Genomic DNA, 21,798 nt, shown 5'->3' with positions numbered 1-21,798 from the left:
CCTCAATGCCACTGATCACCGGCCAGGTCCTCGAACAAGGGTTAGCCCACGCCACGAGCACGCGTAAAGGCCCAATGGTGTTGAGTGAAGCATCTGGCGGACTAGGTGATCCTTGCCGCACCAGGGAGATATTCGGGTGCAGGGCGAGGAAGCGATACTCATCAATCGAGGAGCCGTCTCGCTGAAACGGGACCACCTGAACCTGCTGCCTTGCTAACTCCTCCAGCGCATCTCCTGGCATGTACAGGTATTCCCAGGGCAACATGGCCACTTGTGGGTCCGCCGCATAGAACCAGACGCGCAGCGTAGCCTCTTCTCGGACCGCGTTGACCAGGGCCTGGGCGAATTCGCGCACGGCCTCTTGCGTGGGAAACGCGAGGCGGAAGAGGTTCTCGCCCATCTCCGCCAGAAACTTGGCATCCGCCGGCGGGTTCCAGGTGGGGAACTGCTCCAACCGGCGGAGGTGGTCATGGGCTGCGGACAGGCGCTCGCCTTCGGGCGGAGCTAGGGAGACATACAGTTCGTGACGCCCATGAAATACCCTGTCGTTCATATGGGCCTTAAAGGACCGGAGTCGTTCTCACAAATACCTGGCAACCAATGATTGAATGGACTAGGAGGCATCTCTTGAGACTCAGCTCCGCGTGGCAAAGTGCCACATGGGGCACTGATAAGGCTTCCGGTCTTTTCCGATAGGGCTGTTGAAGAGCTTTTCGCAAGAATATCGTACAAGCCATATCCACGAGCGCCTTCCGCCACCAGCGCTGGAAGGGTGACCGACCCAGTACGGAGGCTGTTCCCTTGCCCCTCAGTCTCGTTCCTACGACTAAGTCAGGACCTTGTTGCGGCGGTCTAGCACCGCGGCTAGCCCCATAAGAGGCAAGACACACCAACGGCCTAGGAACTGAGCTTGCAGACAGAGAGGAGGCTCTACGCTGGTCAGGAGAAAACCAGCGGAACCTCTATTCCCTAATAACTTGACCATGCGCCACCGCTAATCAGCTCGGCAGTAGCCGTCGCATTCTCCATGGCGCCAGGGCTGGTGGGCTGAACAACGGTTGTCCGCCTTGGGTGCAGAGCTGCCTTCGTCACCTCGGTCATGAGACTTTCCAGTGACAACGATCGCGCAACCACTCCCTGGCCTCTTCCAGGGACTCTGCTTCTCCAAGGGCTCGGCTCCCAAGACGTTCATAAATGTCAAGCCCTTCCTTAAGGTACCTTTTCGCCTGGCTTGGGTCTTTGTCCCGCAGAAGCAGACCAAGGCCCACTGCGCACGCAGCGATTGTGTTGAAGTAAGCGAGCTCTTTAGCAAGGCGGTAGCCCTTCTCATAACAATTGACCGCGTCCACCACTCTCCCCTGCCGCCGGTAGACATCGCCCAGGTTGCCCAGGCTGCGTGCGAGACGGCCCGCCCACCGGTCGTAGCGCTGAACCTCCTCAGTGCCGGGGCTACAACATCTTGACCTTGCTTCCTGTAAGACCTCCTTGTGCCACTTCTCTGCTTCCTCATAGTATGAGGCGTTTTCTGTTGCCTTATCGCCCTTTGCCTTGGCCAAGTCGCCGAGATTCGTTTTGACTGTAACGAGCCAGAACAGTTTGTTCTCGCGCTCGCGGTCCGTTTTCGCCTGGGACAAGTCACACTCAAAACCGGATAAAGCATTATGAAAGAGCTTCTGTGCTTCGGTGTAATTTTGCACGCCAAACTGAATCATGCCCAGGAGCTGAGTTACCCTCGGTTCCTGCCTTCTCGGCTCCAGCCGTTTGAAACAGAAGTCGGCAGTTTCGGCCCACTCGGCCGCCTGCGTGTACTGCTTGCTCCGACAGTAGTACCAGCCTATCCAATATGCACACTTGGCTGCCCAGCGGTAGTTCTTTACCTCTATTTTGGCAAGTTCAGTTGCTGCCTGATAACCCCTTTCCGACCACTCAAGTCGCTCCCTCCAATATCCCCTGTCGAGCAGAAAGTAGGAGAGACGCCTCAAATACTTGAGCACACTTTCAAAATCTCTTTGGGCCTGCAAGTGTTGCAATACTGCAAAGATGTTCTGAAGCTCGGAGTCAATGGCATTATAGCCGTCCCGAAGATCCTTCGCATTGTCTTCTAAGAACTCCAGGTATCGTCTCTTCGCGCGGGACATAACCTGCTCCCGGAGACCAGGCTGGCTTTCCAATTGCTGTCTCGCGTAGGAACGGACTAAAGGATGGCTTACACCATACCTTTGCTGACCATCCACACCAGCATTTGCTTCCGTGAGGGCCATCCGCACCAGCTGTGCTGTCGCTGCTTGAAAATCAAGGGCGGAAACACCGCTTATGGAAAGAAGGGATTCGGACAGAAGCGGGGCAGGAAACGTAGAGGCTGCCATGAGCACTTGTTTTGACTGAGGAGTAAGCTTTTGCCAAGTCCTGCGGAATATTCGCTTCCAAAAGTCGTCGGCGGTCCTAGTCCTACTTGCGCCGACCAGGATATTGGCGACATCCTCCAGGGAGGCACCGTCCGCCACGAGGCCTACAGCAATCTGGAGTGCAAACGGATTGCCACCAGTCAGCTCGTACAATTGCCGCAAGTCCCTAGCGGCTCCGCTGTGGATTACACTGGCGCTCTTCAGCCTGCCAAGGCTTCTCAGTAACTTGAGGGCCTCTTTGGCCGGCAAACCCTGCAACAATAGATCATCTGACGGCAGAGAGTGTTCCCTTTCTCTGCTGGTGATCAAGACTTTTGAGGGTTCAGGGAGCACACGGAGAAAGCCTTCAACTTTTTGATCAGCAACCTCTTCGTAGCTGTCAAGGATGAGCAAACAACGATTTCCCTCGAGCAACTTTCTGACCCCTTGGTACTTTACCCCCTGGGGCTTATTGGCTAGCTCGAATTGGTGGAAGGCGTCTCGAGCAATCACATCCAGGAGGTGTTCAAGAGTGACACGCTGCGATTTCGCATCGACCCAAATGATGCCTTCGAAAAGCTTTTGGCTGAGAAGGCCGTGGGCCACCTCCAGTGCCAGCGCCGTTTTACCAACCCCTGGCAGCCCATTGACACTCACGATGAAAGCTCGGCCGAAGATTTTGTCGAGAAGCTCTTCCTTTTCCTTCCTCCGCCCTACGAAATTGGGCTCTCTGGGTGGCAAGGCGTTGTGATACACGGAATCAGGCAGCCCGTATTGGATTATTCCGCTCTCTCTGGCTACCCTGATATCCACCGCGAACATGACCCGCTGTCCCTGAGTGTTATGGGGGAAGTGAGAGAGCGCCTCCGCTTCTGCATCCGTAAGTGCCTTGAGCCTCCCGCGCTCATCTGGCGGTATGCGCGTAGCTTCCACGACGTATATTCGGCCCTCGGCCACCAGTCTGGCAGCCATCCTCCCGCTCAGGGCGACCCTCTCGTTCTTGAGCGCGGGGAGGTCATCGACCCAGTAGCCGAGCACTGCATGGAAACCCCCAGCGCTTGAGCAGGTGACGATGATCAAAGGGTAGATACTGATCCGTAATAAGCAGGCTGCCAAGACAAGACTCCACTCTAAGCAATTGCCATCTCCTTCGTCCAAAACCTCCCTTGCTAGTCGGATGAGTTGCACCTGGCGATACCACAAGCACGGCTCAAGGCGATAGGAATTATGCAACCCCTTTTTCGGCTTAGCCCGTTGCAGGCCCTGGAATATGGCCTCAACTTGAGCCCGTACGCGCGTTCTATCCCCACTTAAGTACCCATCAAAGGACGGGTCAAACCAAGGAGGGATTTTTTTCAATAACTTCTTTGCCTCCTGCACGATCTTTTCCACCTCTGTCAAGTGCTCCTGAACAAAGGTAGCCAGGTCTGCTCGCGCCTGCTCGTCTCCGTGCCTCAGCGCAAGCCGGACATTCCAACTCGCCTTCGGTTGAGCGGTCATCATCCTCATGCCTCCTTGTCAGCGGATCGCGCGGCAAAGTCGCCCTAAGCACCGCTGTACCTGTCGAAGATGTGGACATAGCCCAGCTGCTCAGCTTGAGCCGTTACTCGAACGTTTCGATTCTCGGGTATCGGTCATGTTTAACTCGCTGGTTTCCCCCTGATCGCTACTGCGTCAGACATGCGTGTCCTCATGGAGTCCGCAAAAGGCCACATAATTTCATCTGAGTCAAGGCGCTACTTGCGCGATCAACCATTCCGCAATTCTGCTTGATTCTGACCGCAACCGAGGGCTGCAGCCCGATCTTTGTGCTCCGCTTATCCTCGAAGGCACCCCTCTAAGTATGCACTTGTCGGAAGTCTCTTACGGCAAGTGAAATTTTCCCCGCGCCATAACCCCAGTCGCCAAGCATTCAGCGGCAGCTCCCAAATGGGGCCTCCTCTCGCTGCAGACGTCCTTCTCTTGCCCTCAGGGGACCTTGACCGCAGAACCTTGCCGGTCTACCCTAGGGGACCAGAATCTGGGTTTACTTAGAACCGCTTGGACACTCGCCGCACGCCTGAGGCCAAAGAGAAACAAACTCGCGGTCTGAAACAATGTGTATCTGCCGGAGGACGTCCAGTCCTAGGACAGCATGCTTCCCGTACCACTCCTCGGGCACCAGTATGGGCATTCTAAATGTGAGGCCCGGCGTTCCTCTACGGGGGGAAACCAGGCTGAGGCAAGCTTCAAACACACCAGCTGTCACCACTCTTCCAGTGAGCCCTAGAAGGGGAACTAGCCCCACCCGCTTCTCGAACGGGAAGGCATTGTCATGTACAAAGGTTCTGGGGACAATGGTCATGTCAGAACCCGTATCAAGGAGAAATGTCACCCATCGGCAATATGCGACATCCGAAGAAATGTCCTGAACCAATAGTTCGACCACCGCTTCCCAATTCTCAATGGCCTGACGTGTCCCTCTCACTGACTGGTACTTTACCTGTCCTACCCGTCGATATTTGACGCAAAAGCCATGACCAGATGCACACGGAGCCGCCACTGTTGAGAGGCCAGGCTTACACCCCTGGGGGTAACTGGTCAATCGAGCCGGAACCGGACCGTGCATAGATTAGCTCACCTCCTTCTGCTCCTAGTGTTCACGAGAGATTAGGTTCAAGATCAGGGGCTGTTCCCAAGCTTGATGGACAGCCCTCCAATCCCTGAGCGCCTCCTCAAGCTCGAAGGCGTCTCTACCGCGCGCGATCACTTTCACCTCCGGGTGATGCCAGAGGGCAACCAGTTGTCCACCGTACTTCTCCTCAAGCTCAGCATAATGTTCCGGAAGCCACTGCTTCGAGATGATACGCTTTTGTTCTTCCCGAAGGTCAAGGAAACGAAGCCGCGCCACTGCTGAGTTGACGACCACCCTTGGGGCCTTTATTTCTCGTCCTCCCGGTCCGGAAGGCACGTCCTGCTTTATGATATAGTCCCACGCGCCGTGCCGCATCGCCTCAACGCACTGCCTGTAATCCGGAAAGCCGGTGAAGATAATGCGCACCGGTCGCTCATGATGTAATTCCCGGAAGATGTCATAGAGCGCTTGGAGCCCGCTCAGCTCCTCCTCCATGCGGACGTCGAGTACCAAAACATCATAGTTCTTCGCCCGGACCCGCTGGATGCACTCCGTTGCGCTCTGTGTTACATCCACATCAAACTCGTACGGGCAGTCCTCTTCTCTGCCTGCCTCACTGAAGCTTTCCTCCAGAACCGTGCGATACCCAGGTTCGTCGTCGGCTATGAGCACGGTCTTCCTTATTTTCTCGGCCATCGCATACCCTCCTTTCAATTTTGTCCTGCAATGGGTAAATACAATTCGAAGCGGACGCCTCTGCCTGGCTGGCCGCATTCCAATATAGTGCCCCCGTGAGCTCTCGCGTCTTGCTCAACGATAGCCAATCCGAGGCCTGTGCCGCCTGTGGTGGTATAAAACGGCTCAAAGATTCTCCTCTTGTTGGGAAGATCGATGCCGGGGCCGTTGTCTTCGTAGATCAGTTTTACATATCGGCCCCCTTTCGGGAGGCCTGCTTGCAGCGCGTCGGCCTCGCTCGCCAGTGCGGCGGAAATACGCACTTGTAAGCCCGAAGGTCTGTGACGTTGAGAGTCTTGTACGAAGTTGGCAAAGTCGTCGCTCAGCCTATCGAGGTCGACTATGACCGAAGGGAGATTGGGCTCAGCATCAACAACCTCGATACTTGCGCCTATTTGGGTAAGGTTTCTCTTCGCCACCTCTCCGAGCTTCTTAACAAGCTCCCCAATCGAGAGTTTACTGGATGGTTGGCGCAACTCCGCACGAGAAAACGATTCAAAGTCGCTCACCACTCTCTGTGCTCTTTGCGCCTCCTGCCATGCCATTTCACACCACTCCTTGCCCTCCTCATTCAGGCCTCCCTTGGTGGCTATCCTATCGATTCTATCCGTGATGATGGGCAGAATGTTTCTGAGCCTGTGGGCGAACATGCGAGAAGTCGTTCTTAATGCCTCAAGCTGGCGCATGCGTACCAACTGTTGAATCCACCGCGTGCCCTGAATAGCTAGCGCCGCGTAGGCCGCGAACATCTCTATCACTCGCTTCTCTTCGGGTGTGAACTGATGGTACGCTCGGTAGTTGATGAACAACACCCCCACCGTCTCAGTACCTGCTATCAAAGGGATTCCGGCGGACGACACAACCCCTTCGCGATCTACGAAGGATGGTCTTTCAGGGAGCCCGTCCCCTGCTGGCACGGTCTCTCGAGCTCGCATCACTCTGTCTTGGCTCGCATTCTCGCAATACCGTGGCTCACCCGCTGCAACGATCCGGTATGGGGCGTCTTCCCTAAAGAGGCGGGCGCACATCCATTCTGGGTGCTGGAAGCGCCCGCTAAGGATAGGCGGGTAATCGAAACTTTCCTCTTCCTGAAAGTATTGGTAGAGAGTCACCAAGTCTGCCTCAAGCACCCTCTCAGCGTCCCTGGCAATTTCGTTGAGAAGTTTTGACAATTCCTGCGGCGACTGGAACGTAATCTTACTCAGTTCTTGGGCGACCTCGTGCAGACTCTCCAGTTGCTTCATTCTCTTTGCCGAGACTATGAACGTGTCCACTGCCAACCGTTCAATAACGTTTCCCACGCTCGCAGCTCGTTCGGCTAGCAGGCTGGTGTGCTCTTCGGTAAACCTGTGGGGCTCTGGGCTATCCGCACAGATGACGCCGACTGTCCGGGCGCCAGACTTGATGGGCACGACTACCAGTGATCTAAAATTCAGCTTACCGACTGGCGGTTTAAAGCGTTGATCTTCAGTTACGTCGCCACAAAGGTACGGCTCCCCTGTGGCAGCCACCATGCCAGCTACTCCTTCTTCGATTCTGAACCTACGATGTTTCCTCTTGGGGTCGTACTCCGGGCCGCGCCGCTTGACGATCTCCAGCGTCTTTTCCTTCTCATTCAGCAACATTAGGGAACCTTGAAAGGCTCCTACCGCCCTGAGCCCTTCCTCTAGGACGGCATCAAGAAACGCATCAAGCCCTTGATGTTGCGCCTCATCAAGGAAGTCAGTATGCTTCTCGGCATTCGGTGTCTGCGCCATAATGACCTCCCACAAAACATTACCCCGCGTGTTCGGTAAGCCTGATTCGAGGGACGTCGACTTCACCGTATTGGGGCCCAGTCCTTCCAGGCCAGTTACGCTGCGGCCTCTCTGGTCCCGGTCACTTAATCCGGCCTTGAGCAACCATTACTCACGAGCTTAGGAGTGCCTTCGAGATCCACGATCTCCGATCGACAAAACCAAGCCTCCGGAGTACAATGTGGTTGACTATCTTGACATCAATGTCGACCGGAACCGTCTGCCGCTGTCTCGTTCACCGCCCACTGCTCTCGGCCGGGCCCCACTGGCCTGATTCTTCCAAAAACCTCTGGCCCCTGCTGGTGCCTTAACCCCTGTGCGCCGTCCCGCTTTCTACCCGTCCCCCGTCCAGTTACGCCTCTCCTGCCAAAGCACACCCACGCAAAGAAGCAAGATCCCTTTCCTCGAGGCTTCTGCCCCTTCGCGCTGCGGGACAACATAGAAAATGTCTCTCTCTGGCACTATCGCTCGACAGGCTCAGGGGCCCGCTCGGCCTGCTGAGTTAGACGCACTTACTCTGATACAGGCCCTTACTGTCTCTCCACACGGCCCGACGTGCTGTGTGGCTTCACTTGGTCGTATGGCACAATGCAAGATCTGCCGCCCGCTCCACTGGCCGAGGAGGGCACTGCACCATGCAACAGACTCTGCCAGCTTGAAGGAAGGTGCCGCCAACAATTCGTCCTTGGGATCCAGTGTCTGCGCCTGCCTGTGAAAAGCTCCCTAAACTACTCGGGCCGCCGACCGGAGCCACCTCAGCGCGAGCGCCACATTGGCTCCCCAGAGGTCCTCCGAGCTAACGTGCCCCACCACGTCCAATGTCCACGGGTCCAAAAGGAGTTCGACCAATGCTGGACCAGCAACTCAGGCAAACTTCTGACCACCGCCAAACGCCACCTCTCGCTTGCCCTTTACGCAACAAGTACCCGAAATACACGGGGTATCCAGTAGTACCCCGTAATCCCACCTCCAAGAGCAATTGGCAGCTCGTTGCTCTCTATAATGTCAGATTTCACATTCGAGGCACAATTCCCTCGTTTCCCCCTTAAAGGAAGTTGCACTCCTCCGGCTGCAAGCTGCTCCTCCCCCGATCTTTGCCTGAGGCCAACCCCCTAGGCCCAGCACCCAAGAGTGCACTGACATAGTCCAGACCCACACCCCGCCTCCAATGGCCACCCTGCTTTTGAGGTATCAGGCAGCAAGAAGGCACCGCACCGTGCGGAGCTTCGCCGCTACTTCCGTCCGCCACAAACCAACGCGGCAGTTGACAGATTAGCGCCCCCCGGCCTTCACCGCTTGCGAGTCCTCAACGGCCGTTCCCAGCGGTCGACGCCCTCTCTGAATGGGCGGAGACCCTCGTCGCCCTCTGGCAACGCTCTAAGTCGTCGCCCAAGAACTGCTCCCCGTGTCTTCACCGCCCCTCGGACACGCACCCTGTCGAGGCACCCGCACGGCCGCTCCCATGCCTTCAGTCCCTCCGCAAATGCTCTGACCATTGGGTTCGTCTCGTTCGTAGTGTTGAACCTGTGTACCATCTCAGCAACCTCCATTGTCCGGACATACACCGTACACAGCAGGCAACTCCTGCAGTAAATCCTCCAAGTACAGAGACTGCCGAACGCCTTCTATCCCGCACGGATAGGTGGGAATCTCCGGTTTCGCGGGGATGGGCCCGCGCATGTCCTCCATGATCTCCAAGATCCGCTTCCCGACTTCCACATGAAGCGCCATAGGCGGATCCTCAAGGAAACTGCCCTCTACCACGGAGGACAAGAAAACTCCGTATGGGTCCGCGTTCAATGAGAATTCAAACTGGACCCGCGCATTCTCGTCAATAAGATAGGCCTTCGCCTTCTTCTTAATGTCAAAAAGGACCCTGCGGTTATTCAGACCATAAATATCCAAAACCTTGGTGTCATAGTCGTGTTCTTGTCCGAGTTGCTTCACCCCCCGGACGCCCTTACCCACGTACGTTTTACCCTCCACCACGTTGCCTGCATAGTCAGCACACACAAACTCCACCGCAGCAAAGGTTTCTCTCTCGATTTCGCTTGGTTTTTCTGGATCGCCATCCACTCCGAGATACCTGCCGGCTTTCACCGTCGTTACTCGCAGGGTCTCGACGCGGCAAAAATGAGCCAGAATTGCGATGACGTGGGGCACGACATCAAGAATCACTCCCTGATTGAGGGCTTTGGTTCGCTGCTCGTTCTCGATGGGACCGTCCCTCTGCACTCGTGGGTTATACGTGGGATCGGCGCCACTATGGTCTTCAAAGAAATAGAACGTAAATTGACTTACCCCTCCCCCAAGGAAAGGAAGAATCACTGCCATCTGCTCCCGCGTAGGAAGTACGCGGGCCCTGTAATGATCGAACGCAAGCACTAGTGAATCATAGGGGGGAACCTTGCCCAGAAGGCGACGCGCGGCATCGAGCGAGGCTTCCAGCGGCTTTTCAATGAGAATGTGCGTAGGCCGATGATTCCGACCCAACCACTCTTCAGCTACCGCCGCATGGCTGCAGTCGGGTGTGGCGACGATGACCACGTGTGGTCGAAGCATTCTGTACTTGGCAAGGTCGTCCGGGTCGGACTTGTCGAGATACGCTGCCCCCCAACTCTTGACCTCGGCAATGATGCGTTGCATCTTTCCCGCCAAGCCCGGATCATTCCTCCAATAGTCACTCATGTCCACAAAAGTCACCTCAATCTTCCGCCTGCCGCGCCACTCATCCACCAGGGACTGCAAGGCCGGCCCATAACACCTATCCACCACATCGCCTACCCCTTCTACTACTAAGTTCAGCTGTCCCTTGCCAACCACTAACCTTTCTCGTGAAGGTCGCGCTCTCATGGCCCTCCCTCCTCTATCTAGTGGCGAGCCACTCCAAGACCCGGGCGCACACTCGTACTCGCAACCTCTTGCTCTCCCCGGGCTTCAGCACCATCATGTTTGCCTCTATGCCGCGCTCCTGCAAGTTAAAACCGTCGGTGGGACACGTATAGGGCTCGATACAAAGCGCCCTACGCGGAGCCGGTGGTTTGTACACAACCGCATGGGGGAAATCTCTCACGTCAAACTCAACCGTAATCTCCACTGCTTTCACCGGATCACGCAGCTTGCAGCGCACCAGGCCTTCCCCCTCCGCTACCAAATCCGTGAAGATGTCATCCAGGAGTATGCCATGCACGGACGTAGGGGCCCGGAGATCGAAGGAGCCCTCCACCGGAAAAAGCCTCCCGGTCGGGAGATTTTCGCTCAACTCCCATCTCTTCCGCGCCGGGATCTGGATCGTCGCCGCCTCGGAGCAGCTAAAATACGGGTGAAGTCCGAAGCCGCACGGTATTTCGGTGGACCCTGTGTTTCTGATCTCCGTTGTCAGCTCCAGACAACCGTCCTTGAGTCGGTGCGTCACCTCCAACTCAAAAGGGAAAGGGAACTGGTCTAGAATCTCTTCAGGGTAGTCATCCGCCCGCAGGCGGGAGGTGACCCAAGCGCCATCTCGCCCGCTCGCCCCACTGCCGAGTACCTCCCACTTCTTATCCCGCACAAAGCCGTGTCTGTTTGGCTGCACCCTGTACCGCTCTCCCCGGAACATGAACGATCCGTCTCGCACCCTATTTGGAAAAGGGAACAGGATCGGGATGCCGTAGCTTGTCGGTCGCTCCGAGAACTGCTCCAAGCTGACCGGCTCAAGGATAGGCTGTCCGCCCACAACAAAACTGAAACAGTTGTCTCCCCATTGGGGGGCCACTCGTGCGTGGCCAAGTCCTTCCTGACACAGGCTGAAGATTTGCACACCATTCCATAGGTCCGCGGAGACAGAGTAGCTGCTGCGCATGGCTAGAGCCTCCGAGCCTCTTAGTTTCTTGCTCGCACCACCACCCGGGCTTGGGCGGCGTCTGCGTTTTTGTAAGGAATGGGAAGACAGATTAGCTCGAAAGATCGTCTCCCAAATCTGTCTGCCACGAGGTGCAGATTGACCAAAGTTTCGATAAGCAGAATGTCCCTCGACAAAAAAAGGCGGTGCGCAGGACTGTCCCAACTCCCCTTTGGGTCGAAGGAAAAAGAGTCGATGCCAACGACGCGCAGAGACACCTGAGCGCTATCCAGGGCGTGGAGCAAGAGTTCTGCGGCCTGGCTCTCGAGATAAGGGAAATTGATGTCTTGTGTGACGCCGCGCTCAATCACCTTGTCGTACCCGGTGCGGAACAGAAGAGCTGAAATCTGTTCTTCGACAAGCCTCTTCACAAGTGCCTGGTTAAACACCTCCTCCACAATTGCCGTGGTAATCGTCCGCACGTAGCCGCTCTCCCCGTCCACAAAGGACTGTGTCAAATCAACAAGGACCCCGGTGTTAGTGAACGCCGCCACGCCATATGTGTCGATCGTCCTTCCGCCCGGGATCTTGTGCGCCGGGGCGTCGACGTGCGTGCCGTGATGCGAGCGAAGAACCAGCTCCGTGTAACCGGACCTTACTCTCCCATCTGTCGTCACCTCCGCCGGCATGATCACCACCCGCGGCGCAGGATCGGTGGGGTACTTGCTCCCACCCTCATCGATCACGTAGGTCAAATCGATAAGCACCACTCCCCGCCTCCGTCAAAGTCGCACAGCCCGTGCGCTGGAAAAGGGCGCACCGCTACAAACGGGACAAGACTCACTCTTCTGTCTCTTCCGGAAGCAAGCTCCCCGGCCTGCGCTGCCGCCGATACCGCCTTGTACGCTCATCCGTGTCAGTCCGGTCCAGAATCTTGACGATCCAGCTCGGCGGAATCCGCCCCCTATACAGCACCTCGTGACCTTCCCACGTCCACCCATTCTTGATAAGAGTACCATCCGGATAATAAGACGGTCCGCCAAATTCTTTATTGGGGTTGCGCCCGGCAAGATACTGGCCGTACGCTGCCACTGTCATCGGTTCTGCACCCCGCGAGTCCCCCATGTCACCCATCTGAATCATTTGGTCATCAGGGATGCGCACCACAATCTTGGCCATCTGCTGGTCATGCCTTGCGGTACCTTTCTTCCAACTACAAGGCGCGTTCCATTGGTTGGTCAACGTTTTGTCCCCCTGGAGGAGTGGGTGCAAAAACACCCCCTTCTCTCCTTTGCCCGGGCGCAGACCCAGGCGTTTAATGCGCTTGAGATTCTTCTTGGGCGTAAAGTGGACGAAAAGCATCCCACCGGTCCTCCTTGAAGAAGTTAATCGGTCTTCCCAGGGCCTAATTGCCGCAGCGGCGCGCCCCCCACGGCCTTGAGCGATGTGGTCACCCTTTGCGGCTTTGGTTGCCCGCCGCGTGCCCTTGCCAGCGCCTCGGCCACTTTCTGCGGGTTTGGGTTGTCTCGCGATAAGAGCGCTGCCGGATAGAGCTGCCCACCCTGCTCAACTTTCATCGTCACTCTCCTCTCCACGTCCTCCGAGCCTATGTAGTAGCCTTCGGGGATGTAGGTGATCCATTCGCGTTCTGAGAAGGCGAGCAGGGTGGCGAGCAGTATTCCTTCGCGCGCAGCCCACAGCATAACGGTGCCGTCCCGCGAACCGCTTGCCACCACCTCCCCAGAAGGGCTGAACGCCACCGAGGTGACGCTACGGCTGTGGCCGGAGCGGACCAGAAAGTGCAGGCTCTTGAAGAACTTCTCCACCTCTGTTGCCATCTGGGAGCTTGCTGGCGCCCCAGGCTGGACCCTGGCAACAGCTCGAGTATGATTCATGTCCTCTGTCATGGCCTCTTAGCCTCTCAGTTGAACCTCTCTGCGAAGGGCTCCTTTCCCAGGAGCAAATTGAGTCTCCGCCAGGCCTGGTCGATGTCGTACTTGCGCATGCGGAGCATAGTCTCCCGGAGATTGATCTCCTCATCCATGTGTGCCTGCCAGGCCTGGCCATAGGAGGCAGCATCCTGCCGCACTTCCTCGATCCTTTTCTCCAGGTGCGCTCGCGTGTCCTGCAAGGCGAAGAGGCGATCGACGAGTGCACAGACGGAATCCGCCATCTGACGCTCTGGGGACGCGCTCCCGAATGGTTCCAGCGCTCCTTCCAGCGCCTCCAGCCACAGACGGTCCTCGCGGTGCTCTACAAGCTGGGTGAACCACATGGCTTCCGGTGGATTTTTGTCGGGGTGGCACAGACAAGCAAGCCTCCGGTACAGCCGCCGGCAGACCTGGGCATCGTGGACGGCCCTGGGGTCCACAACAGTGATCTCGATTGGTGGAGTCTCTTCCTCCTCCGTGTTGTGCTCCACTTCGCCGAGTTTCTTTTCCAGCCATTGGGTATACTCCTCCAGCACGCGCGAAAGGGGCGGGATCTCCTGCCGCTCGCGCAAAGCGCGCTCAACGTCAGCTATCTTGGATTGAAGGAAGCCCCGCTCTTCTTCCCTCAAGAGAATCTCCCTCTCCCGCTCGGCTATGCGCGCCTCCTTACTGAGGGCCGCGGCCTTGGCGTATCGTAGCTCCCTCTCCTCTGTGAGCAACCTCTCCAGCTGCTCTTTGAACATGCGCGACAGATGCCCCTCTGTAGCCGATGACCTCGCTTCCTTGAGGAACTCTGCCCACAGTGAGTCGATGACGTCCACAGGGTGGTCTGCGGGGATAAGTCGGACTCCCTTGGGGTACGTCACCTGTTGGGCCAACTCTTCCTGCTGGCTGCGGGCATAGAGGACCGTGGTGCCTTCTGGGAACGTTGAACGCTGCAGGGCCTCGGGCATCCCCTCCACCCCTACTAGCCCAGACACACCGGGGCCAAAGCCGGCGCCGCATACGAACAGCGATTCGGGGAATTCGAAAGGAACCTGCAGGTCAGAGACGAGCGTATCCCGCACGGCCTTAGCCAGGTACGATAGCACCATGCCGGCGTGTATAGGCAGCAGCGACTGGTAAGGTCCTTCTGGCACCTGGAACAGAGCGCAGCCATAGGGCTTGTGGCTCCCCCAGTGGTTTTGTTCAAATACCTCGCGGAGCTTCCCCTTAAGGCGGCGAGAGTATTCACCCACCCACTGCACCGCGGCACGGGCCACCTCCTCCAGGCCGCCATCCTTGACCGTTACCAGGCCGTCGGGCTTATCGCTGGCGCAGAAGCGCACGGCAATGGGTACCAGACTGGGAAGCGGCTCGTCGTTTCGGCGCGCGAAGACGGCCACTCCTTTTTTCGGCTTCTCAACGGGTGGAAAGAAGGGCCGAAAGTATCGCTTCAGCTCGTGGTGCTCCTCAAGGAGCTGGGCAATTTCGCTGCCGCGCACGTAGGCCTGGTCGGCACGATCCTGACAAGGAACATAAGAGCCCTCCACTCCGATCACCATCCCACTCTCTCGTTCCAATACGGGGGCACCGCTTATTCCCCCCAAGCCCTCGATGCGCGAACCATGGATATTGAATCGCTGCACCGTCGTTTCCCCTTCAATGCTGTCAATCAGCGGTTGCGCCGTGTCGATCTCCCCATCCACCAACCACCCTTCAAGTTTTTTTCCTGCATCGAGGTTATCCACTTCCCCCCTCACCGGGTAACCGTAGATGGCGACCTGGCGTCCTGCCCAGAACTGCCTGCGTGCTCGCACTGGGAGCTCAGGATCGAGGTAAGCCACGGGTAACGTCTCTATGTCAAAATCGGCTTTGCAATCGGTGAGCCGCATAGCTGCAATATCCGCCCGCTCCGAAGACCACTCACGCACCCACTCCAGCTTGATCCTCCCACCTTTGTAGTAGCCCACAAAGTGGTTTTTCGTGGGGCAAGGACGAACATTGTGGTCGGCAGTGAGGGCCAACACTTCTTCGCCTTGCGAGTAGAAAAAGAAGCCAGTGCCCCAATAGTGGTAGGTCCGCCCTCGGTACTTGTGGGCCTCCTCCAGGCGAATGACGAAGGTTGCCCTGTTAAGCATTTCCACCACCTTATCCAGCGCGAGCAACGCCATGTTCCAGCGAGGGGAAGGTTGTACAGGCATATCGGGCCTCGGAACCGATGAACGGGCTAAACGACGCTATACGACACGCTTCCGCCAGGCAGATTTGTGAGAGCCGGGCCCTTCAGAATGAATGCGAGTACCGCACTTGCCTTTGGTCGAAAGTCGGGAGCGGTGAACAGAAAACCACCCTTGGGATATAACCACCAAGTCCAGCAAAATACGCTGGCTCCATTGTCCAGGATGACGCCGTCCTTGGCTCCGGCTTCTTTCAGCCAGTGGGCGACTTCCTCCGGCGTTCCCTCTCGTTGGAGAATGAAGATGCTGTCGTCCGAGAGCCCGAGGCAGTTATGGAGAAACCGATTGCGCGGCACCCCTTTTTCTCGCAGCGCGCGGAGGGCATTCTCGCGAAATCGTGCAGGGTAGCCTTCGTAAACCTCCGCTTGGATTTGCTGACCTAATGGTTGCCCACCATCAAAAGCCAGCACGTGACGAATGTCGTAAAACTGCTCGATGATCTCCTCAATGGCTACCACTCGTCCGTCTCTCAGGACCCAATTAGCATAAACGCACCAGCTAATCTCTTCGGTGATCTCTGAATCACCCTCAAGTACCTTTTCTCCTTTGAAGCGTAGAGCCCGAACCGCCAGTCCTCCGTCCCGATGCCTGACCAGACAGGAGTAAGAGGAATAGTTGAGGGGATCGCCTTTGACGTGGAATAATCGTGGAGTCTCCTCCTTTTGCCAGGCGATGAATCCATGGTTATTCCCCACGTTGCGGCTGCCAATGACAACAACCCGGCGCTTGGGTCTCCCCTCGGCGTCCAAGAGCCCAGAACCGCGCTCTGCCAGGAGCCTTAGGTGCTCTTCTACAGGAACCTTGCACTCTCCAAGTCTTCGCAGTTCCTCAGGATCTTGCTGGCCTTTGTGCCGCAGGAGTCCAGGCAGTGCCATAAAGCGGTCCCGGCTTGCAATATGAAAGAGGGTTTCTTCAATCTCCGACCTCGGAATCACGAGCAGCAGGTCGTTTCGCAGGCCAGCTGATTTGTGAATGCGTACTTCCATTTGCAGTTCCTTCTCCAGTATCTGACAAGACTCAGAATCGCCCGGTCGTACGCAAAGTCACTTTACTAGAATCCCGAATAGACAGCACACACACCAGAACAAATGTCGCCTGCCCCGGTAGGGTTCAGCTCGATAGGCAACTCAGGCCACATGACTGGTACCACGGCCACAGAATAAGCACCAGGGTCACGCGCCACATGGTAACCTGTCTCAACGACGAACTGAAAGATCTTCTCGCCCACTTTGGTCAGGCCGCTGGGAGAATCGGGATCGCCGTAGCGCAACGTAAAACGGGTGAAATCGTAGGCGAACTCAATCAGCGTCCGGAACCCATTGGCCAGGAGGATAGGAGACAGTGAAAGAGTAGCGCGGCCAGGGCCCGAGGTAATGCCGAACGCTTGCTCGATTATCCTTTGAGCTTCTTGGGCTTCATTTCGTGCGTTGGTGAAGTCTTGCTTTCGCAATGCCTTCTCCGCGGCCTTTAGGGCCTTTTCCGCTCGGGTGATATCCTCATCTGCAGCTTCTTTCGTGGCTTGCGCGATAATATCCCTGGCAGTGGCCATAGCGTAATCGGCCTCCAGATAGCCGCGCCAATCGCCAATGGTCCGCTGGAGGACAGCAAGCACGACTATACCCTTAGCAAAGAGATCGGCCTGGATCTCCGCGCGCATGTCGCCGGGCGACCCTCCCTTACGCAGGATCAAGTCCACATCGTTCCCGTGGATGTACAGGCGCTCCAAATGCAGCTCCTGGGCAAGCCGCATAGCCCGCTCGTAGCGTTGATAGATTGCACTGGCACCACCTGTCACGGTAACCGGTGGAACATAGTCTGGCAAGCTGGTGATCTGGAGGAGCTCGCCATCATTAATTCCAGCACTTCGGATCACACCCCTGAGGGCTTGAGCAAACGGTCGAATACGATCTTGACCGGGATCAGCCCCACCGCTGATCTCTAGATGGATCTTGGCTGGCCCCTTGGCGATCCATTCAAGTTGTTGTCGCAATGACTCGGTCCCCATGTAGTCCACTGGGTCTGTGAACTTCTGAGAATACGTATGGAGTGCCGGAGCATTCAGGATGATATAGTCGTAATTGCTGATCTGATCGATGGCGGCTTTGTCCAGATACTCGATCCACAAAGTACGATTGTCCACTCGCCAGCGGACGAAGCCGGAGAAAAATGGCCACTCATCCGGATCAACAGCAGGTCCTGGGAACCAGGGGGTAGGGTGTCCACTCTCAAGGAATCTCATCCTGACTTGGTCCCACACCCCCTGGTGGGCTCCGACGTAGCGGTAAACTCGAAAAATGACGCGATCGTCGTGCCTGGCGGTGCAAGATCGGTTGCCAACCTGCGTGGTGTGTCCCTGCTTGTAGGTAAAGATATCGCTGCTGCGGGTCGGTTGTGGGGATAACTCCCCCCCCACCTGGTATGTGCCCGGCTGGTTGACGCACGTCACCTGGGGCGGATTGGTGTTCAAGTCCAATCGGAGAGGTTGACCCTGGTACAAAGAAGCCATGACATCGGAGTGATACATGGCGTATAAATGCACTTGGGGCAGACCGAGTTGGGCAAGAATGTCTGAGATGATTCCCGGGGCACCGCCGAGGACTCTTCTAACGAAGCCTTGTTGGGTCAGCCAGCTGACCGCCTCACGCAGATGAGCGCGCAGGGTCTGGCCTCGGACAACCGGCTTCTGTCCCGGAGGGTTGCAATGGAAGTATGAAATTGCTGCGATCACCTCGTTCAGATCGTTGACCTCCTGACCTACTCTGGGGTCAGTGCTTCGGTTCTCGGCGATCTGGGAGCTGAAGCTCTCTTGCCGTGTGGCCCATTGGACGAAGGCATTCAATCCCTCCTGAGTAATGACGTTGTCCGTCACTTGCGCGAAGGCACATAGGACGGACTCCTGGGGAGGCTCCTGGTCCAGATGCCTGCGAAACCGTGGGTGCCAAAAGCCGCGTACCACAAGAAAGAGCTTGGCCCCGCCGAAGGTCTCCACAAACTTTTTCACGGCACCCGACTTACTTTCGAGCAGCTCGTCCACCACCTGCTGCTGCAAGGACAGCCACCCTTCAGCGAACCTGGCAAGCTTGTGAAGCAGTTCCTGAAGGAAATCCCGAAGCGTCCCAGTTACTTCTTGCGAGGCTGGCTTGGCCATGTCTGGTCCTCCGCGCAATGCCGCATTCCGGTTTGCGTAATGTGGGCACGCCCGCCTTGTCCTGCATCACATCAAGAGCAGGCGAACCATGAGCTGCGCTGGGAGCTTTGTGATGACTAGTGGCCCCTTATCGTGGAAAGTACATCGAGCACAGTGTCCCGAACATAGGAAGAGTGATCTTTGTGCCCGATTTCCTGCAGAGCTTCAACAACGCGCTCCGCTGCAGGGTCTAATTTCTTGAGCGCGGCAGCCGCGCCGCCTCTTGTTCTTACGGCTCCCCGAGTGCGGACAGCACCCTGACTCTGGGTAGCCACAGCCTTGCGTTCCCGAATCGCCAGCACGCCAAGGGCCTCCACAGCAAGAGCCCGGACATCCTCATTCGGGTCCTGTTTAGCCAAGGTTATAAGAGTTCGCGCAGCTTCAGGCCCACCGATTTTGCCAAGTGCTTCTGCGGCAACCAGACGAACCAAGGCTTCAGGGTCATTTGCCAGGTCGGCCAGAGCTCGGACTAGGTCTTCCCCACCCGCTTCACCGAGCGCGAAGGCCACTTCCCGCCGGACTTCCATCGGCTGCCCCTTGAGCTCCTGGAGCACCGTCTCCATATCCTGACGGCTCACCAGCGGAATACCCGCCTGACTCAAGGAACCGCGCGTGGCCACAGCACCCCGTGTCCTGACCCCGACACTCCGCAATCCGGCTGCCGCCTGCATCCGCTCCCGTGGGGTGGCAGCTCGTTTAAGCTTTTCCACCCAGCTTAGTGCCTCTTGCTTCAAGCTTTCGTCAGCACCCATTGGACTTCCTCCTGCCTGAGTTATTACTCCCAAGAGTTGAACCATATTACCTGACTTAACTAGCGCCATGAAATAACCATCGGGAGAACCGTGTTTCACTTTCCCAACCAAGCCTTTACCTTTGAACTTTCGATAAAGCTCACGTGCCTATTACGGTTCACCACAGGAGAATCACAGATCCAGAAATCCCGAACTGTGCCACACCGACGGGAGAGGCCCACCTTGGACGATCTCCCGCAAGGTGTCGAGGCATTGGCGACGAGTGAGCCCACAACGCCCCAGCACCTTGTCAACCTGACTCGGCGTTTCCAACAACACTCTCGCGAGATCGGCTTCGGTTATCAGCGCGCTACCTCCCCGTTGAGTAGCCCTTTCTTCGGCGCCTTTGATGACGGCTTGCCAGTTCGTACCTTCTTGCAACGGACGCCGAACTGGCTTGTCGGGCTTGAGAGAGTTCCGCGCCACCTCCGTGACTTTGTCCGCGACGTCCTTCCCTGTGCGGGCAAATACCTGCCGCATCAGCCCATTGTCCACACTGAGCAAGCCGAGGAGCAAGTGCCGTGCTCCAACGGACTCACTTTGCAACCGCTCCGCCTCTCGCCGCGCCCATGCGTCCGGCTAAAGACGCCGCAAAAGGCATCCGTTTGCGAATTGCGCGGCGGGTAACGCGAAGCTCCTCTCTTTCCTTTCTTGTTGCAAGAATCTGGTAGCCGACCATGCTTTCCATGCGGTGCAGCCGTTTGCTCCACGACAAGATCTCTCGTGTCGGGGATAAACGGGGCGTTGTCTATGGTCGCACTTTCTGTCTATGCCGTGACTCTTTGCGCCCAGCAGAACATTGTCCTCATCTATGCATTCGCAACTAAGAGCTCGGCCAATATGCTGTTCCGGGTCTGCTGCAGGTCTGACTAACCCACCTTGATGAGGTGGCGTTGAACGAAACCTCATGCGGCACGGCGGCACGCTTGCCAGAGCTTTCTCCGCTCCCGTAAGTCTCCTCCTGACAACGTTCAACTATGGTCGACCGTCGCATGCCCCTCACCTGCCTTCAATCACGAGACAGCGATTCGCCCAGGCACCTCAGGCCTTTGCAGGCTGGTCTGCTCCCACGAGCAGAGCCTCTTCCATCTTGGAGAGGGGCACCAGATCTCCGAAATGCAACCTGCACAGCCTTTCTGCAACAATGAGGGATAGTTGTCTGGGAGGGCAAGCCAAATGCATAGGAGAGCCCCCTCGTTTCCCCCTTGACAAGCATCAGAGACGCACGCAGGTTCGCCTCACAGCGCCCTAACAGACCCGCGCCGCATGCCTCGTGTGCTTTTACGTATGACGTCTCTTACCCCTTCGCATGGAGGTGTGCGCTCAAGCATCACCGCCCCTGCTTCCTCGTCCCCAATACTTCATCCCCGTCAGAGCGAGAAGCATTCTGCCTTCGGCTGTTTCGACACAAAAAAACTCATAGCCTCTCCACGGGAAACCCTTCTTCGGCCATTAATTTAGAAACTGTTCCGAAAATGTCAAGAAGAAAATTGCCCTTCGTAGGAATGAGAGGCTGGTGGAACTTTCCACCTGTTCTCACTCAACCTGGTGCCGTCGTGAACAACGCGATACCGATACTCGAATCGTTCGGCGATCTCCACCGACCGAAGTACCTCAAACGGCTTTCCCTCCTCGTCGAATGAGACCTGTTCCCGAACGACCACAGGCGTGGTGGGACTAATTTGGAGGAGCCAAGCATCGCTGGCGCTCGGCGTGCACACTCTGAGGATCTCGTCGGCAATGGTAAGGCGCACCCCGTACCTCTGTCGGTACAGGCGCATGAGCTCCGACAAATCCTCTGCAAAAATACCCGCACACCTGCTCGGAAGCAGGAAAACCGACTGTACCGCCAACGGGTGCGCGTCGGCAAGCCTCAGCCGCTTGATCCACACCACTTCGTCCTCGGGGGAAATACCAAACGCCTCACAAACCCTTCCCTCAGCCTCATACGCCTTGATCAGTTCTTTTGTCAACAGGCGTGACCCAGGGGTGAAGCCAGCGGCGCGTACCTGCTGAGAGAACGACACCACCTCTCCAAGGTCCTTTCTCACGCGTTGCGCGCGATCCACGGCGAATGTCCCTTTGCGGGGCCGCCGCACAACGTATCCTTCCATTTCCAACTCCAGGAGAGCGCGGCGAACTGTCCCTCGGCTTGCCCCCCACATCTTCTGCAGCTCCTCCTCCGTGGGGAGCCGGCCATCTTTGAATGCCCCCCGTTGTATTCCGAGCAAGAGTTCCTTCTTGATGCGAAAGTAGAGCGGCTCCCTTGAGTCGAAACTTAGCGCCATTGCGACCTCCCTGAGGTGAAAAGGCCCTGTCTA

15 protein-coding genes and 1 pseudogene are annotated in these 21,798 nt (G+C 57.0%); all 16 read right to left on the bottom strand.

Annotated features, from left to right (window positions below; translation table 11 throughout):
- Nucleotides 1-553: hypothetical protein (locus ONB25_06535; GenBank protein MDZ7392531.1), on the bottom strand; the 553-nt coding region annotated here is incomplete at its 3' end.
- A 416-nt stretch (nucleotides 554-969) separates the two neighbouring features.
- The gene (locus ONB25_06530) at nucleotides 970-1,101 is read right to left on the bottom strand and encodes a hypothetical protein (GenBank protein MDZ7392530.1); all 132 of its coding nucleotides are present in this window, start codon (nucleotides 1,099-1,101) and stop codon (nucleotides 970-972) included.
- A complete protein-coding gene (locus ONB25_06525; protein ID MDZ7392529.1) occupies nucleotides 1,098-3,887 on the bottom strand; it encodes an NB-ARC domain-containing protein in 2,790 nt (929 codons plus the stop codon). Before ONB25_06525 ends, ONB25_06530 begins: the two co-directional genes overlap by 4 nt.
- 1,129 nt (nucleotides 3,888-5,016) lie before the next feature.
- On the bottom strand, nucleotides 5,017-5,694 hold the full coding sequence (locus ONB25_06520) for a response regulator (protein ID MDZ7392528.1): 678 nt from the start codon (nucleotides 5,692-5,694) through the stop codon (nucleotides 5,017-5,019).
- A gap of 14 nt (nucleotides 5,695-5,708) precedes the next feature.
- Nucleotides 5,709-7,490, bottom strand: coding sequence for a GAF domain-containing protein (locus ONB25_06515; protein ID MDZ7392527.1), 1,782 nt, complete (start codon nucleotides 7,488-7,490; stop codon nucleotides 5,709-5,711).
- Between the two features lie 1,575 nt (nucleotides 7,491-9,065).
- Nucleotides 9,066-10,382, bottom strand: a complete 1,317-nt coding sequence (locus tag ONB25_06510) for a Gfo/Idh/MocA family oxidoreductase (protein ID MDZ7392526.1) — start codon at nucleotides 10,380-10,382, stop codon at nucleotides 9,066-9,068.
- A 13-nt stretch (nucleotides 10,383-10,395) separates the two neighbouring features.
- Complete coding sequence (locus tag ONB25_06505; GenBank protein ID MDZ7392525.1) at nucleotides 10,396-11,370, bottom strand: aldose 1-epimerase; 975 nt, start codon at nucleotides 11,368-11,370, stop codon at nucleotides 10,396-10,398.
- Nucleotides 11,371-11,390: 20 nt separating this feature from the next.
- Nucleotides 11,391-12,119, bottom strand: a complete 729-nt coding sequence (locus tag ONB25_06500; GenBank protein ID MDZ7392524.1) for a cyclase family protein — start codon at nucleotides 12,117-12,119, stop codon at nucleotides 11,391-11,393.
- A 70-nt stretch (nucleotides 12,120-12,189) separates the two neighbouring features.
- Nucleotides 12,190-12,711: a hypothetical protein gene (locus ONB25_06495; protein MDZ7392523.1), complete on the bottom strand. Its 522-nt coding sequence runs from the start codon at nucleotides 12,709-12,711 to the stop codon at nucleotides 12,190-12,192.
- Nucleotides 12,712-12,734: 23 nt separating this feature from the next.
- Nucleotides 12,735-13,187: a hypothetical protein gene (locus ONB25_06490; protein ID MDZ7392522.1), complete on the bottom strand. Its 453-nt coding sequence runs from the start codon at nucleotides 13,185-13,187 to the stop codon at nucleotides 12,735-12,737.
- Between the two features lie 83 nt (nucleotides 13,188-13,270).
- Nucleotides 13,271-15,463 carry a hypothetical protein gene (locus tag ONB25_06485; GenBank protein ID MDZ7392521.1) on the bottom strand — a complete coding sequence of 731 codons (2,193 nt, stop codon included), beginning with the start codon at nucleotides 15,461-15,463 and terminating at the stop codon, nucleotides 13,271-13,273.
- A gap of 26 nt (nucleotides 15,464-15,489) precedes the next feature.
- A complete protein-coding gene (locus ONB25_06480; GenBank protein MDZ7392520.1) occupies nucleotides 15,490-16,485 on the bottom strand; it encodes a hypothetical protein in 996 nt (331 codons plus the stop codon).
- Nucleotides 16,486-16,550: 65 nt separating this feature from the next.
- A complete protein-coding gene (locus ONB25_06475; GenBank protein ID MDZ7392519.1) occupies nucleotides 16,551-18,647 on the bottom strand; it encodes a hypothetical protein in 2,097 nt (698 codons plus the stop codon).
- A gap of 116 nt (nucleotides 18,648-18,763) precedes the next feature.
- On the bottom strand, nucleotides 18,764-19,438 hold the full coding sequence (locus tag ONB25_06470; GenBank protein ID MDZ7392518.1) for a HEAT repeat domain-containing protein: 675 nt from the start codon (nucleotides 19,436-19,438) through the stop codon (nucleotides 18,764-18,766).
- 171 nt (nucleotides 19,439-19,609) lie between these two features.
- Nucleotides 19,610-20,032, bottom strand: a pseudogene (locus ONB25_06465) (Clp protease N-terminal domain-containing protein).
- Nucleotides 20,033-20,955: 923 nt separating this feature from the next.
- Complete coding sequence (locus ONB25_06460) at nucleotides 20,956-21,765, bottom strand: GntR family transcriptional regulator (protein ID MDZ7392517.1); 810 nt, start codon at nucleotides 21,763-21,765, stop codon at nucleotides 20,956-20,958.
- Between the last annotated feature and the right edge of the window lie 33 nt (nucleotides 21,766-21,798).

It is taken from the genome of candidate division KSB1 bacterium (assembly GCA_034506335.1).
Taxonomy (GTDB): Bacteria; Zhuqueibacterota; Zhuqueibacteria; order JANLFK01; family Oleimicrobiaceae; genus Oleimicrobium.
This window is presented reverse-complemented; position numbering and strand designations above follow the sequence as displayed.